The following is a 13,758-nucleotide window of genomic DNA, read 5'->3' as shown; positions in this document are numbered from 1 at the left end:
TTCAAACGGCGGGCGCAAAGCATGACACACGTGGAACAAGTGACGGTCGAACGGCTGGGGCACAAGGGCGACGGGATCGCGCCCGGCCCGATCTTTGTCCCCGGCATTTTGCCCGGCGAAGTGGTCGAGGGTGCGGTTGAAAACGGCGTGATGGCCGCGCCGCGCATCGTCACGCCGTCCACTGCCCGCGTGTCCGCGCCGTGTAGCCACGCCAAGTCCTGCGGCGGGTGTCAGTTGCAGCACGCCTCTGACGATTTTGTCACGGAATGGAAACTGGACGTGGTGCGCCGCGCGCTGGACGCACAGGGCATTTCCGCCGAAATAGGCTCTGTTCATACCTCTCCGCCGCAGTCGCGCCGCCGCGCCGCGTTCTCTGCGAAACGCACCAAAAAGGGCGCTCTGGCGGGCTTTCACCGCAAGGGCAGCGACGTGGTGATCGCCGTGCCGAACTGCCAGCTGGTGACGCCGAAACTCGCCGCGTCCCTGCCGATGGTCGAGGCGCTGGCGGTCTTGGGCGCCTCGCGCAAGGGCGAGCTGTCCGTCACCGTAACGGACTCGCTCGGCGGGCTGGACGTGTCCGTCAAAGGCGGCAAAGAGATCGACACCGAGCTGCGCAGCAAGCTGGCCGACATCGCCCGCGAATACGGCCTTGCGCGCGTGACCTGGGACGACGAAGCGCTCACCCGCCTGCCGCCCTACCACCAGTTCGGCAAGGCGCAGGTGGTGCCGCCCCCCGGCGCGTTCCTTCAGGCGACCTTGGCGGGCGAGGCGGCCTTGTTGCAAGCGGTCACCGACGCCATGGCAGGCGCAAAAAGCATCGCTGATCTGTTCGCGGGCTGCGGGACGTTTGCGCTTCCTCTGGCGGAACAGGCTCGAATCCACGCCTTTGAAGGCGAGAAACCGATGGTCAAGGCGCTCGACCACGGCTGGCGCAATGCGCAGGGGCTGAAACACGTCACCAGCACCGCGCGCGACCTGTTTCGCAACCCGCTGCTGCCGGATGAGCTGGACCGTTTCGACGGCGTGGTCATCGACCCGCCGCGCGCCGGGGCCGAAGCGCAGGTGGAACAGCTGGCCAAGTCAAAGGTCAAGCGCATCGCCCATGTTTCGTGCAACCCCGTGACCTTTGCCCGCGACACCGCGCGGCTGCTGCAAGCGGGCTATCGCGTCACCGATCTGCGGGTGGTTGACCAATTCCGTTGGTCTACCCATCTGGAACTCGTCGCCGCTTTGACCAAGGACTGATCCATGAACTATCGCACCCGTCTTGGGGATTTTCTCGACCAACCCAAGGTGCAGAACACCATCATCGCGGTGATCCTGCTGAACGCCGTGATCCTTGGGATGGAAACGTCGGACGCGATCATGGCGCGCTGGAGTGGGCTGATCCACACGCTCGACGCGCTGTGTCTGGCGATTTTCACCGCCGAGATCGTGGCCAAGCTGATCGCGCGCGGCGGGCGTTTCTTTCGCAGCGGCTGGAACATCTTTGACTTTGTCATCGTCGGGATCGCCTACATCCCGTCCGCCCAAGGCATCAGCGTTCTGCGGGCCTTGCGCATCCTGCGGGTGCTGCGAGTCGTCTCTGTTGCACCGCGATTGCGCCGCGTGGTCGAAGGCTTCATCACCGCGCTTCCCGGCATGGGTAGCGTGTTCCTGCTGATGGCGATCATCTTTTACATCGGCGCGGTCATGGCGACCAAGCTGTTCGGCGACGCCTTTCCCGAGTGGTTCGGCGACCTCGGCAGCGCGGCCTACACCCTGTTCCAGGTCATGACGCTGGAAAGCTGGTCCATGGGCATCGTGCGCCCAGTGATGGAGGTCTACCCCTACGCCTGGGCGTTCTTTGTGCCGTTCATCATGGTGACGACCTTTGCGGTGGTGAACCTGCTGGTGGGTCTGATCGTCAACTCGATGCAGGACGCCCACCACGAAGAGGACGGCCAGCGCACCGACGCCTACCGCGATGAGGTGATGACCCGGCTGGAGGCCATCGAAAAGCTGCTACAGGAAAAGCGCTGACTGGCGAAAACGTGACCTCCCCGGCGGGGCGAATCCGGTATAGACTGCCCTCAAAAATCAGAGGGCAGATATGCGGTTTTTCAGGGTAATGGTGCTGATCGCGCTGGGGCTAAGCGTGACGGCGTGCAGCAAGTTCAAGACCTACAACGGGCCAGAGGTCACGCAGGTCGTGGTCAACAAGGGCGACCGGCGGATGTATCTCTTGCACCACTCCGAGGTGCTGGAAGCCTATGACATCGGTCTGGGCTTTGCGCCCGATGGCGACAAAAAGGTGCGCGGCGACGGCAAGACGCCCGAGGGCAATTACCTGATCGACCGGCGCAACCCGAACTCGCAGTTTCACCTGTCGATCGGTGTGTCCTATCCCAACGCCAATGACCGGGCCGAGGCCGCTGCGATGGGCAAGAACCCCGGCGGCGATATCTTTATCCACGGTCGGCCATGGAAGTACCGCAAGGGCGGGCGCGACTGGACGGCGGGCTGTATCGCCGTGACCAACGCCGAGATGCAGGACATCTACGCGATGGTGAAAAACGGCACGCCCATCCAGATCAATCCGTAATTGGCGTGAAACAGCCCCGCCGCGAAGGCAGGGCTGGTCCGTGTTCGGGTGTTACTTCCACTTGGGGCAAGTGACTTTGCCAAAACCGCCCCGCTTGCAGCCGTTGCGCCAACGCGGCCAGCGGATGGTCTCTTCGGCGTCAAGCTCTTCGCTGATGTCATCCTGCGCATCGAGCGGGGCCACGCGGCCCTTGGGCAGAGGAATGGTGTGGGTGGTCGGGCAAGGCTCGACCTGACAGCCGGACATGGCGGTGGCCTGCGCTTGAACCTGGGCTGTTGTCAGGTCTGCCGCTTGGGCCGTGGTCGCCTGAAAAGAGGCGGTGGTCAGAGTGATCAATGCGATGGCTTTGAACTGGGTAATCATAAGAACATTTCCTTTTTACGTGTTGTTCAGTGCCAACCACATGCCGGGAAACCCGCTCGCTATGCCATAACGGCGGGGATGTTATCAGATTACATCCTTTAATTGTTTTTCATGTCAGGGGCTTGGGTGAATCGCCCTTGTACGGGCCGTGGCGATGTTCGCCCCCTCTGCAATGCAAAAATCGCCGGGATTGCGGCCCCGGCGATTGCGATTCTTGCAGGTTGGACGTTGTTATTGCAGCGAGGAGGTGACCACCGGCGCGCCACCAGCCGCGCCCAGCACCATGCACCACCAGATCTTGCCGTTGTCCTCTTGGAACCACTCAAAGCCCACGTCCGTCGCAGAGGGATCAAGGATCACGGTGCGGGTCGACGGCTCTTCCATCCAGGCGGCGAGTGTTTCCAGCTCGGTCTCGTAGGTCTCGGAAATCGTCTCACCGACCAGACGCCCCTGATAGCCAACGCGCGCCACCCGGTCGATGGGCGAGGACGCGTCAGAGCCAAAGTGCCAGGGGCGGTTCTGCACCGACATATCGCGCGCATGGGTCGCGGCGGCGGCGTTGAGTTTCGAATCCAACGACAGCGCAGGCGCGCCCGCCGCTTGCCGCAGCGCGTTCACCGAATCCAGCAGGCGGTACTGGATTTTGGCCCGATCCCCCGGTCCGATGCGATAGAGGCGCGGCAAAGGCTTGCCGTCCGGGCCCAGCTTGTTCGGAACTTCGGTCGGGGTCGTGGTGCAAGCGGTGATCGCCAGCGCCGACGCCATGGCAAGAAAAGTACGACGGTTCATAAAAGCTGCTCTCGAATTCGGTAACTTATCCATGGCCTACACCCAGAGGCGTTGCCAATCAAACCCACATCGGCGTGAGCACGCCCCGACACGCGTGTTTGAATTGCGACTGAGGCTTTCGGGTCATATTATGCCCTTTTATGGGATAATCGGGCTAAGAAGGGTTCCACCATGACCAAATCGACAGGCTTTTCGCGTCGCGCGTTCCTTGCGGGCTCTGCCGCGATGGTGGGGACGCCGGCCTTGGCGCAGGACGTGAACGACGGCGCAACCACCGAAGTGGAACGTGACCTGACCTCGGTTGTGCGCCGCAACATCTCCAGCTTTCGGACGCTGGACTGGCAGCCGTATTTCAACAACCTGAACAAGGGCGCGGTGCTGGTGGATATCTCCAGCCGGGCGCTGCATTTCTGGGAAGAGAACGGCACCTATCATTTGTACCCGTCCTCTGTGCCCCTGACCGAAGATCTCACCCGCCGCGGGCGCACCAGTGTCGTGCGCAAGGTCGAAGGCCCCGAATGGCGGCCCACCCCGTCGATGAAAATCCGCAACCCAGAGTGGCCCGATTACGTCGGCCCCGGCCCGGATAACCCGCTTGGGACGCACGCGCTGTACCTAAGCTGGCAATATTACCGTATCCACGGTACACATGACACGCGCAAGATCGGGCGCCGCTCTTCGAACGGTTGCATCGGCCTTTATAATGAGCATATCGCACAGCTTTACGGGATGGCCAAAGTGGGCACCCAAGTGTTGCTTATTTGACGACAAGGTGTCGGGGCCGCGAAACCTGTGGTTAAGAAGCAATTGCAAACCCCCGTAAAAGCTGCTTTGACAGACTCACGAGGTAAGTCTTGGGTGTCTGCTATGCGCTGCATAGCGGCCAAATATCTGGAGTATAGACTATGAAAAAAATCGTTCTCGCAGCCGCTTTCGCTGGTGCAGCTTCGACCGCAATGGCCGGTTCCTACGCAAAAGACGACGTGGTCATGGAGCCCGTCGTTGTTGTTGAAGAAACCGCTCAGTCGTCTTCCGCAGCTGGCATCCTGATCCCGCTGCTGCTGATCGCAATCGTGGCAGCTGCTGCAAACAACTAATTCTAGTTGTATTAAGAATAGAGAAAAGGCGGCGCGACGGTGCCGCCTTTTTTCGTGTCTGGGGGTTGGGCTTGCGTGTCGGGACCGGCGACCATCAGGCATAGAAAAACGGACTGTCTCAAAACGAAACAGCCCGTCTGAGCGCCCAAAAATTTTGCTTAAAATTTTTGCTGTTGCGCGCGGGGCAGGTGTTACACCCAGCCCCCGAGGTTTTCCTTGATCACCGTTGTCAGCGCGTCGACATGTGCGGGATCGTCGTTGAGGCAGGGAATATAGAGAAAATCCTCGCCCCCAGCGTGTTCAAAGCTCTCGCGAATCTCTTCGTTGATCTCTTCCAGCGTCTCGATGCAGTCAGCCGAGAACGCCGGCGCGCAGACCGCGATGTTCTTGATGCCTTCGTCCTTGGCGATGCGCGCGACTTCCTCGACGGTGTAGGGCTTGAGCCACTCTTCGGGGCCAAAGACCGACTGGAAGGTCGTGCGAATCTGCGTGTCTTCCCAGCCCAGCCGCTCTTTCAACAGGCGCGTCGTTTTCTGGCACTGGCAGTGGTACGGGTCGCCCTGCATCAGGTAACGCTTGGGCATCCCGTGGTAGGACACCACCAGCAGTTCGGGCTTTTTCTCGGCGGCGGCATAGGCCTTTTCCACCGACTGGGCGAGCGCTTCGATATACAGCGGATGCTCAAAATACGGGTCGACGACACGGGCGGTGGGCTGCCACGCCTGATCCATCAACGCGCGAAAGAACTGGTCGTTGGCGGTGCCAGAGGTCGCGCCCGCGTAATGCGGATAGAGCGGGAAGAACAGGATCTTGTGGCACCCGGCGTCGACCATCTCCTGCACCTTGGATTTGGTCGAGGGGTTGCCGTAGCGCATACAGAAATCGACCATCACCTGATCGCCGTAGGCCTCTTGTATCTGCGCCGCGATCGCCGCCGTCTGCTGTTTGGTGATCGTCATCAGGGGCGATTCGTCTTTCTCGGTGTTCCAGATCGACTTGTACGCCGCGCCGGACGAAAACGGCCGTTTCGTCAGGATGATCAGCTGCAGCAGCGGCTGCCATTTCCATGACGGATAGTCGATGACGCGCTTGTCGCTGAGGAACTCGTTCAGGTAGCGGCGCATGGACCAGTAATCGGTCGCGTCCGGCGTGCCCAGATTCGCGAGAAGGACACCCACCTTGGCGGGCTTCACCTTGGGGTGGTCGGCGGGGGCATGGGTCGGTCGTACGGCGTTTGTCGCGTCCAGCATCTCTGCTCTCCTTCTCGTGATCCGCAGGTAAGTATCGCGCCCAGCGAATGCGTCAATCCTTGAGCGTGTTTTCTTGGGTCCCAAGCGCTTCGGCGAGCCGATGTGCCGCAGATCCGGGCCGCAAGGGTTGCGGCTGCGAGGCGTCGGGCGCCCAACCGGTCAGGGTAATGATCTCGAACGTCGCGGGGATTCGCCCGTCTTGGCCATAGGTCTGATCGTACAGCTCGGCGGCGCGCAGCAAGACCGCGCGGCGGGTCGGGCGGCGCAGGCGGGCGTACAGGGCGTTGGTCTCGCCCATGGCGCGCAGATCGCGCATCAGGTGCAGCGCGCTGGCATAGGTCACGGTCAGCGGCGCGCTATCCGCCACGGGCAAGGCCATGCCCGCCCGCTGCAGCAAAGCCCCGAGGTCGCGGATCTCGGCCATGGGGGCGACGCGCGGGGACAGGCCTCCGGTGATGTCGATCTCGGCTTGGCCAAGCACGCTGCGCAACTCGCTTAGCGTCTGCCCGCCAAAGCTCAGCGCGATCAGCAGCCCGTCGGGGCGCAGCGCGCGGCGGCATTGGATCAATTGCCCCACCGGATCGTCCGCCCAGTGCAGCCCAAGCGCGTGGATCACCAGGTCATGCGCGCCTTCGGTCAGGTCCAGAACCTCTGTGTCGGGGACGATCCGCGCACCGGGCAGGCATCCTTGCCACACCTGCGGGAAAGGCGTCACCACCGCCGCATCCGTAAAGGTTTTGTTAACCATTGCGAGCCGATCCTCCGCCTCGTCCCGTGCTGCTTCGTGCAGGAACAGGGCCGGGTCGCGCAAAGCGCGGGCGCGGTTTCGGTCAAGAGCGGTGCGGTCGGTCAAGCGGGGTGTTTCGGTCATATGAGAGCAGATAGTTTCTGGGCGGCGCGGATGCAAACCTTGGTGCATTTGGTCTATCCGCCACGGTGCCTGTCTTGCGGCGGTTTGGTGGAAAGTGACTTTGGCCTGTGTGCCGAGTGCTGGCGCGATACGCCGTTTATCGCGGGGTTGGGCTGTGATCTGTGCGGGGTGCCTTTGCCGGGCAGTTCGGATCATGCCGAGCATTGCGATGAATGTCTTAATATTCCCCGACCTTGGACCCATGGCCGTGCGGCGCTGGTCTATGCCGATACGGGGCGGCGGCTGGTGCTGTCGCTGAAACACGGCGATCGTCAGGATATTGCTCGCCCGGCGGCCCAATGGATGGCCCGCCGGTCTCGCGATTTGCTGCGGCCCGATATGATTGCGGTGCCGGTGCCTTTGCATCTGCATCGGCTGCTGCGGCGGCGGTACAACCAGTCCGCTTTGTTGGCCGAGCATCTGGCGCGCGAACTTGGGATTGACTGGTGCCCGGATGCCTTGGAGCGGCGGGAGGCGACACCGTCGCTGGATGGCAAAGACCGAAATGAACGGTTCGAAACCCTTCAGGGCAAGATCAACGTGCCCGCCTGGCGCACGCGTATGGTTGAAGGGCGGCCCGTATTGTTGGTCGACGACGTGATGACCTCGGGGGCGACGCTGGCGGCCTGCGCCGAGGCGTGCCTTGCGGCAGGTGCAACAGAGGTATGCGTGTCCGTGTTGGCACGCGTTGCAAAAGACGCGTAGTTTCTTATGTATCGGGGCAGACCCCCGAAAGGACACGCCATGCAACCTGTTGAGATCTATTCGTCGCCGCTTTGCGGTTTTTGCCATGCGGCCAAGCGGTTGCTGACCCAGAAAGGCGTCGACTTTACCGAGATCGACGTGCTACAAGAGCCAGAGCGCCGGTCCGAGATGATGGACCGCGCCAATGGCCGCCACACTGTCCCGCAGATTTTCATCGGCGAGATTCATGTGGGCGGCTGCGATGACCTTTATGCGCTGGAGCGGGCGGGGAAGCTGGATTCCTTGCTGGCGGGGTAATGCGCGCCGCGCTGCTTCAGATGACCTCGGGCGATGACGTCGCGCAGAATCTGTCTGCGACGACGGACATGCTGCGCGAGGCGGCAGAGCAGGGGGCCGAGGTTGCCTTTCTGCCCGAGGTCGCCAACTGCGTGTCCATGTCGCGCGCCCATCAGGCCGAGGTTTTGCGCCCCGAGAGCGAGGATTCCTTCCTCGCCGGGATGCGCGCGGCGGCGCGAGAGACGGGCCTGTGGATCGTGGCTTGTGTTGCGGTGAAATCCGAGCCGCCCGAGGCGCGCTTTGCCAACCGTTGCGTTGCGATCTCGCCCGAGGGAGAGATTTCCGCGCGCTACGACAAGATGCACATGTTCGACGTACAGGTGTCGGAAACCGAGACGTATAACGAATCCTCGGGCTATGCGCCGGGGGATCGAGCGGTCTTGGCGGCGACGCCCTTTGGCACCTTGGGCCTGTCGATCTGTTACGACGTGCGCTTTGCCTATCTGTACCGCGCTTTGGCGCGAAGGGGCGCGCAGGTCTTGTCTGTGCCAGCGGCGTTTTCGCCCGGAACTGGCCCGGCGCATTGGCAACCCCTGTTGCAAGCCCGCGCGATCGAGACCGGGTCTTGGGTTGTGGCGGCGGCGCAGACGGGGTTGCACTCGGCGCAGACGGGCAAGAGCCGCCGGACCTATGGGCATTCCATGGTGGTGTCGCCTTGGGGCGAGGTTGTCTTGGACGCTGGCACAGAGCCGGGGGTGTTCATCGTCGATCTGGACATGGCGGCGGTGGCGGACGCCCGCGCCAAGGTGCCGTCCTTGACCCATGACCGCAGTTTTGAGGGGCCGCTATGACCGAGAATGCACTGGCGATTTCGCTGTTTTCCGAGCTGTTGACGGCGGACCAGTTGCTGCGCGCGCGGCTGACCAAGGTGCTGCCGAACCGGATGGAGATTTCTCATTTCTCGGTTTTGAACAACCTGGCGCGGGGGGGGGAGAAGACTCCGGCGCAGCTGGCAAAGGCGTTTCACGTGACGCGCGGGGCGATGACCAACACGCTGTCCAAGCTGGAAATGGCGGGCTATGTGCACATTCGCCCGGACTGGGACGACGCGCGGCGAAAGCTGGTTTCGATTTCGCCTGCGGGCTTGTCTGCGCGAGAGGCGGCCTTGGCGGCGATTACGCCGATGATTGGCGAGATGATGGGCGAATTGGGTGAGGACAAGGTCCGCGCGGCTTTGCCGGTGTTGCGCGATCTGCGGCTGCGGTTGGAAGAGGAATAGAGGGCGGTAGGGGGCGCTGCCCCCGAGCCTGCGGCTTTCCCCCGGGATATTTTCAAAGAGAAGAAGGGTGGGTCAGAGATCTGCTAGGGCCGGGTGGACGGTGCCCGGTTTGAACTGGGTGATCGTCAGGGTCACGAGGTTGGCTTTGGTAAAGGGATCGGTGGCCATGCGGGCCTCGACCGTTTGCAGGTCGGGGGCGATGGCAACGATAAAGCCGCCCGTGCGTGGCACCTGAGCGCCTGCGGCGAGCAGGAAGCCGTCGGCGCGGGCCTTTGCGATGAAGTCCATGTGGGCGTCGAGATGCTCTTCGATCTGCTCGATCGGCACGTCGTAATGGATGTCGATCGCAAAGAGGCTGTGGTTTTCGGGAATCAGCATACGGGTTACTCTGGTTTCAGGGCGGCGGTGACGTAGTTCACGCTAAGATCGCGGTCGGAGATGGTCCACTTCCACGTGATGGGATTGAAGACGTAGCCTTTGCGGTCGACGGGGGTGAGGCCTGCGCGGGTCATCAGGTCGTAGAGTTCATCGGGGGTGATGAACTTGTTCCACTCGTGGGTGCCCTTGGGCAGCCAGCGCATGACGTATTCGGCGCCGACGATGGCCATGGCGAAGCTTTTGGGATTGCGGTTGATGGTCGAGCACAGGTGCAGCCCACCCGGTTTCAGCAGTTGCTGGCAGGCGGTCAAGTAAGCCAAAGGGTCGGCCACGTGCTCGACCACTTCCATGTTGAGGACCACGTCGAATTGTTCGCCCGCGGCGGCCATGGCTTCGGCGGTGGTGTGGCGGTAGTCGATTTGCAGGCCCGACTGCGCGGCGTGGGCTTGGGCGACGGGGATGTTCTTTTCGGCGGCATCGACGCCTATAATTTCAGCACCGAGGCGCGCCATGGGTTCACATAGCAGACCGCCGCCGCAGCCGATATCGAGGATGCGCAACCCCTTGAACGGCTGGTCGGTGCCCAGCTGGCGGTCAAACTCTCCGGCGATCTGCGTGGTGATATAGTCCAGCCGCACCGGGTTCATCAGGTGCAGCGGCTTGAACTTGCCGTTGGGATCCCACCACTCGGCGGCCATGGCTTCGAATTTGGCGATCTCGGATGCGTCGACGGTGGTGGTCATGACTTTCCTCATGGTCTTTTCGCTTCTTCGCGCAATATAGTGTGGGTATGGACAAAATCCCGAGCCAAAAGCGCGCAGTGCAGTATCTCTATCCTCCTATTGACCCGTTCGACCAGCGGATGATGACGCGATCTGCGGGGCATCGCATTTATGTCGAGCAAAGCGGCAATCCCGAGGGGATTCCGGTGTTTGTTCTGCATGGCGGGCCGGGGGGCGGCTGTTCGCCAGCAATGCGGCGCTATTTCGACCCCGAGGTTTATCGCGTGATCCTGCATGACCAGCGCGGCTGCGGGCGCTCGCGCCCCTTTGCCAGCGTGGTCGAGAACACAACGTGGGATTTGGTCGGCGACATCGAGGCGATCCGCGAAGAGCTGGGCATCGAAGAGGCGATTGTCTTCGGTGGCTCGTGGGGGGCGACGCTGGCGCTGATCTACGCGATCAGCCACCCCGAGCGGGTGATGGACCTTGTGCTGCGCGGCGTGTTCATGATGACCCAGGTCGAATTGGACTGGTTCTATGGCGGCGGCGCGGGGCAATTCTGGCCCGAAACGTGGAAGCGTTTTGCCGATCTGATCCCCGAAGAAGAGCGCGGCGACATGATCGCGGCCTACCACAAGCGCCTGTTTTCGGGCGATCTGCGGGTCGAGACGAAATATGCCCAAGCGTGGAGCGCGTGGGAAAACGCGCTGGCGTCGGTCTATTCCAATGGCCATGGGGGCGAGACGCCGGGCGATTACGCGCGGGCCTTTGCACGGCTGGAGAATCACTATTTCACCCATGCGGGCTTCCTTGAGGAAGACGGCTGGATTCTCAAGAATATCGAGAAGATTCAGGATATTGGCGGCTATATCGTGCAGGGGCGCTATGACATGATCTGCCCGCCGCAGCGCGCGTGGGAATTGCACAAGGCATGGCCCGGAAGCGATCTGCGGATGGTGCGAAACGCCGGTCACGCGCTGTCCGAGCCAGGCATCAGTTCTGAGCTGGTGCGCATCATGGATCAGATTGCGGAAAACAAAAGGTTTACATGAAACGCGTTTTTGTTAACTTTCGAGTCAATAAAAACGGAGATCGACAGGGTTCGTGCCCCCAGTTCTGAAAATCATCCTCCAGCGATTGGCCCTTGGGCTGCTGACGCTGTTCATTGTGTCCATCGTGATCTTCACGGCGGTCAACATGCTTCCGGGCGACTTTGCGCAGGCGATTCTGGGCCAGAGCGCCACGCCCGAAGCCATCGCCGCCATTCGCCGCGACCTTGGCCTCGATCAGCCCCCCGTCACGCGATACTTCGTCTGGCTTGGGGATATGCTGCAAGGCAATCTGGGCGTCAGCTATGCGCAGCTCAATTTCCAGAGCAACATGGGCGGGGCGAACCTGAAAACCGTCGCCGACCAGATCGCGCCGCGCTTTGGCAACACCATGTTCCTTGCGGGTGTGACGGCGGCGATTGCGGTGCCGTTTGCGGTGACCTTGGGCGTCTTGGCGGCGCTGTATCGCAACTCGGTCTTTGACAAGGCGGTAAACATCTCGACCCTGACGTCAATTTCCTCGCCGGAATTCTTCCTCGCCTACATCCTGATCCTGTTCCTCGCGGTGCTAAACCCGATCCTGCCGGCGATTTCCAACGTTTACCAAGGCATCGCGTTTCAGGATCGCCTGATGGCGACGCTGCTGCCTGCGCTGACGCTGACCTTGGTTGTTACGGCGCATATGATGCGGATGACGCGGGCGGCGATCATCAACTTGCTGGCGTCGCCTTATATCGAAATGGCGCGTCTGAAGGGCGTCTCACCCCTGCGGGTGATCGTCAAACACGCGCTGCCCAATGCGCTGGCGCCGATCATCAACGTGGTGGCCTTGAACCTTGCCTATCTGATCACCGGGGTGGTCGTGGTCGAGGTGGTCTTTGTCTATCCGGGCATCGGGCAGCTGTTTGTCGACGCGGTCAAGAACCGGGACATCCCGGTGGTGCAGGCCTGCTGCTTGATCTTTGCCGGGGCGTATATCCTGCTGAATTTGGCCGCTGACGTGCTGTCGATCCTGACGAACCCGCGTTTGAGGCATCCGAAATGAGCGTTTTGATTGCCCTTATTGCTGTCGCCGTCGCGGGCTGGCTGTTCCGTTTCATCGGGCAGCGCCTGACGGGCAAGCCGTATTTCCGCGATATGCCCTATGCGGTGGCCTTTGGCTTTGCCTTGGCGGTGGCGCTGATCGGTGCGGGCGTCTGGCTGTACCTGCAACCGGCGATGAACGACCAAGGGGTGCCGCGCGCCTCGGTGATGTTCTTTCACTGGGCGGTGCATTTCTTTGCGGTCTCCGCCGTGGCGGCGTTTCTCTTTCGCCTGCTGGGGCGCTTGGTCGGGACGCAAGGGTCGCGCAAGCTGTTCCGGCAGATGCCGCTGACCGCCGCCTATGGCATCCTCGTCGTGGCGATCTATGCCTTTGTGGCGATCTTCGCCGCCGTTCTGGCCCCGCATGGTCAGGAAGAGGTCTTTGCCGCCGCCAACGTGGTGCCGGGGGGCAATCCGGCCATGGGGGGCAATCCTGACTTTCCGCTGGGGACCGACCAGATCGGGCGCGATATCCTCAGCCGTCTGATTTATGGCGCGCAGAACACCGTGGGGATTGCCTTTGCCACGACGGTCTTGGCCTTTGTGCTGGGGGCGAGCCTTGGGTTCCTGGCGGCGACCCTGCGCGGTTGGGTGGACCAAGTCCTGTCCCGCGCGGTCGATGTGCTCATGGCGATCCCGTCGCTGATCTTTTCGCTGTTGCTGATCACCGTGGCCTCGGCTTGGGTGTCGGGCGCTGGGCTGACGGCGGCGATGGTGGTGATCATCGCGGTGATCGACGCGACGCGCGTCTTCCGCCTGTCGCGCGCCGTGGGCATGAACATCGTGGTGATGGACTACATCGAGGCGGCCAGGCTGCGGGGCGAAGGCCTCGGCTACCTGATTTTCCGAGAGATCCTGCCCAACGCCACCGCGCCCCTGCTGGCCGAGTTTGGCCTGCGGTTCTGTTTCGTGTTCCTGACGATTTCCGCGCTGAGCTTCCTCGGGCTTGGCATCCAGCCGCCTCTGGCCGACTGGGGGACGATGGTCAAAGACCTCTCGGCCTTTATCAACTACGCCGCCTTTGCGCCGCAGGTGGCCAGCGCGCCGTTGCTGGCAGCGGGGGCGATTGCGCTGCTGACGGTGGCGGTGAACTTTGTGGTGGACTGGATGTTGCACCGGTCCTCGGGGCTGAGGGAATGAGCGCGCTTTCAGGATATGCCCCGCGGGGCGTCAGACCCGCGACGCGCCCGACCCCGCCCCCCAGGGCGGGCGCGTTCCGCACCCCCCCTCGGGATCGGGCGCGCCGCTTTGAGTTCAACAAACAGGAGCATCC

18 protein-coding genes are annotated in these 13,758 nt (G+C 62.2%); 12 read left to right on the top strand and 6 right to left on the bottom strand.

The window, feature by feature from the left end:
* Window positions 1-30 precede the first annotated feature (30 nt).
* The 3 genes from B9A11_RS08875 to B9A11_RS08865 all read left to right on the top strand — a co-directional run bounded on the left by B9A11_RS08875 (window position 31) and on the right by B9A11_RS08865 (window position 2,584).
* Entirely contained in the window at window positions 31-1,245 is a 1,215-nt protein-coding gene (locus B9A11_RS08875; protein WP_058248219.1) for a class I SAM-dependent RNA methyltransferase, read from the top strand.
* Between the two features lie 3 nt (window positions 1,246-1,248).
* On the top strand, window positions 1,249-2,022 hold the full coding sequence (locus B9A11_RS08870; RefSeq protein WP_058248038.1) for an ion transporter: 774 nt from the start codon (window positions 1,249-1,251) through the stop codon (window positions 2,020-2,022).
* Window positions 2,023-2,092: 70 nt separating this feature from the next.
* Complete coding sequence (locus tag B9A11_RS08865) at window positions 2,093-2,584, top strand: L,D-transpeptidase family protein (protein ID WP_058248037.1); 492 nt, start codon at window positions 2,093-2,095, stop codon at window positions 2,582-2,584.
* 51 nt (window positions 2,585-2,635) lie between these two features.
* On the opposite strand, the gene B9A11_RS08860 is transcribed toward B9A11_RS08865, so the two are convergent.
* Together B9A11_RS08860 and dalA are read right to left on the bottom strand one after the other, a co-directional pair.
* Window positions 2,636-2,947: a hypothetical protein gene (locus B9A11_RS08860; RefSeq protein WP_058248036.1), complete on the bottom strand. Its 312-nt coding sequence runs from the start codon at window positions 2,945-2,947 to the stop codon at window positions 2,636-2,638.
* 231 nt (window positions 2,948-3,178) lie between these two features.
* Complete coding sequence (dalA, locus tag B9A11_RS08855) at window positions 3,179-3,736, bottom strand: divisome-associated lipoprotein DalA (protein ID WP_058248035.1); 558 nt, start codon at window positions 3,734-3,736, stop codon at window positions 3,179-3,181.
* Window positions 3,737-3,907: 171 nt separating this feature from the next.
* Here dalA and B9A11_RS08850 point away from each other — a divergent pair, with 171 nt between their 5' ends.
* Complete coding sequence (locus B9A11_RS08850; protein ID WP_058248034.1) at window positions 3,908-4,501, top strand: L,D-transpeptidase; 594 nt, start codon at window positions 3,908-3,910, stop codon at window positions 4,499-4,501.
* A gap of 140 nt (window positions 4,502-4,641) precedes the next feature.
* Entirely contained in the window at window positions 4,642-4,833 is a 192-nt protein-coding gene (locus B9A11_RS08845; protein ID WP_058248033.1) for a hypothetical protein, read from the top strand.
* 191 nt (window positions 4,834-5,024) lie between these two features.
* Here B9A11_RS08845 and hemH read toward each other — a convergent pair whose 3' ends face one another.
* Window positions 5,025-6,083, bottom strand: coding sequence for a ferrochelatase (gene hemH, locus B9A11_RS08840; RefSeq protein WP_058248032.1), 1,059 nt, complete (start codon window positions 6,081-6,083; stop codon window positions 5,025-5,027).
* Window positions 6,084-6,135: 52 nt separating this feature from the next.
* Entirely contained in the window at window positions 6,136-6,954 is an 819-nt protein-coding gene (locus B9A11_RS08835; RefSeq protein WP_058248031.1) for a methyltransferase domain-containing protein, read from the bottom strand.
* Between B9A11_RS08835 and B9A11_RS08830 the strand changes: the two genes are divergently transcribed.
* From B9A11_RS08830 to B9A11_RS08815, 4 genes are read left to right on the top strand one after another with little or no spacing between them, the layout of a single operon-like run.
* A complete protein-coding gene (locus B9A11_RS08830; RefSeq protein ID WP_234988780.1) occupies window positions 6,955-7,698 on the top strand; it encodes a ComF family protein in 744 nt (247 codons plus the stop codon).
* 39 nt (window positions 7,699-7,737) lie between these two features.
* The gene (grxC, locus tag B9A11_RS08825; RefSeq protein ID WP_058248029.1) at window positions 7,738-7,995 is read left to right on the top strand and encodes a glutaredoxin 3; all 258 of its coding nucleotides are present in this window, start codon (window positions 7,738-7,740) and stop codon (window positions 7,993-7,995) included.
* The gene (locus B9A11_RS08820; protein WP_058248028.1) at window positions 7,995-8,825 is read left to right on the top strand and encodes a carbon-nitrogen hydrolase family protein; all 831 of its coding nucleotides are present in this window, start codon (window positions 7,995-7,997) and stop codon (window positions 8,823-8,825) included. The genes grxC and B9A11_RS08820 overlap by 1 nt, the downstream gene beginning before the upstream one ends.
* Window positions 8,822-9,253, top strand: a complete 432-nt coding sequence (locus B9A11_RS08815) for a MarR family winged helix-turn-helix transcriptional regulator (protein WP_058248027.1) — start codon at window positions 8,822-8,824, stop codon at window positions 9,251-9,253. Before B9A11_RS08820 ends, B9A11_RS08815 begins: the two co-directional genes overlap by 4 nt.
* 72 nt (window positions 9,254-9,325) lie before the next feature.
* On the opposite strand, the gene B9A11_RS08810 is transcribed toward B9A11_RS08815, so the two are convergent.
* Together B9A11_RS08810 and ubiG are read right to left on the bottom strand one after the other, a co-directional pair.
* The gene (locus B9A11_RS08810) at window positions 9,326-9,631 is read right to left on the bottom strand and encodes a YciI family protein (protein ID WP_058248026.1); all 306 of its coding nucleotides are present in this window, start codon (window positions 9,629-9,631) and stop codon (window positions 9,326-9,328) included.
* A 5-nt stretch (window positions 9,632-9,636) separates the two neighbouring features.
* Window positions 9,637-10,374: a bifunctional 2-polyprenyl-6-hydroxyphenol methylase/3-demethylubiquinol 3-O-methyltransferase UbiG gene (gene ubiG / locus B9A11_RS08805; RefSeq protein ID WP_058248025.1), complete on the bottom strand. Its 738-nt coding sequence runs from the start codon at window positions 10,372-10,374 to the stop codon at window positions 9,637-9,639.
* A gap of 47 nt (window positions 10,375-10,421) precedes the next feature.
* Here ubiG and pip point away from each other — a divergent pair, with 47 nt between their 5' ends.
* Genes pip through B9A11_RS08790 form a run of 3 tightly spaced genes read left to right on the top strand, consistent with a single transcriptional unit; the run spans window position 10,422 to window position 13,625 of the window.
* A complete protein-coding gene (gene pip / locus B9A11_RS08800; protein WP_058248024.1) occupies window positions 10,422-11,405 on the top strand; it encodes a prolyl aminopeptidase in 984 nt (327 codons plus the stop codon).
* Between the two features lie 52 nt (window positions 11,406-11,457).
* Window positions 11,458-12,447, top strand: coding sequence for an ABC transporter permease (locus tag B9A11_RS08795; protein WP_058248023.1), 990 nt, complete (start codon window positions 11,458-11,460; stop codon window positions 12,445-12,447).
* A complete protein-coding gene (locus B9A11_RS08790; protein ID WP_058248022.1) occupies window positions 12,444-13,625 on the top strand; it encodes an ABC transporter permease in 1,182 nt (393 codons plus the stop codon). The genes B9A11_RS08795 and B9A11_RS08790 overlap by 4 nt, the downstream gene beginning before the upstream one ends.
* Window positions 13,626-13,758 lie beyond the last annotated feature (133 nt).

Source organism: Tropicibacter naphthalenivorans (assembly GCF_900176475.1).
In the GTDB taxonomy this organism is placed as follows: Bacteria; Pseudomonadota; Alphaproteobacteria; order Rhodobacterales; family Rhodobacteraceae; genus Tropicibacter; species Tropicibacter naphthalenivorans.
Note: the sequence above shows the minus strand (reverse complement) of the source record. Positions and strands in the feature narration are given on the sequence as shown.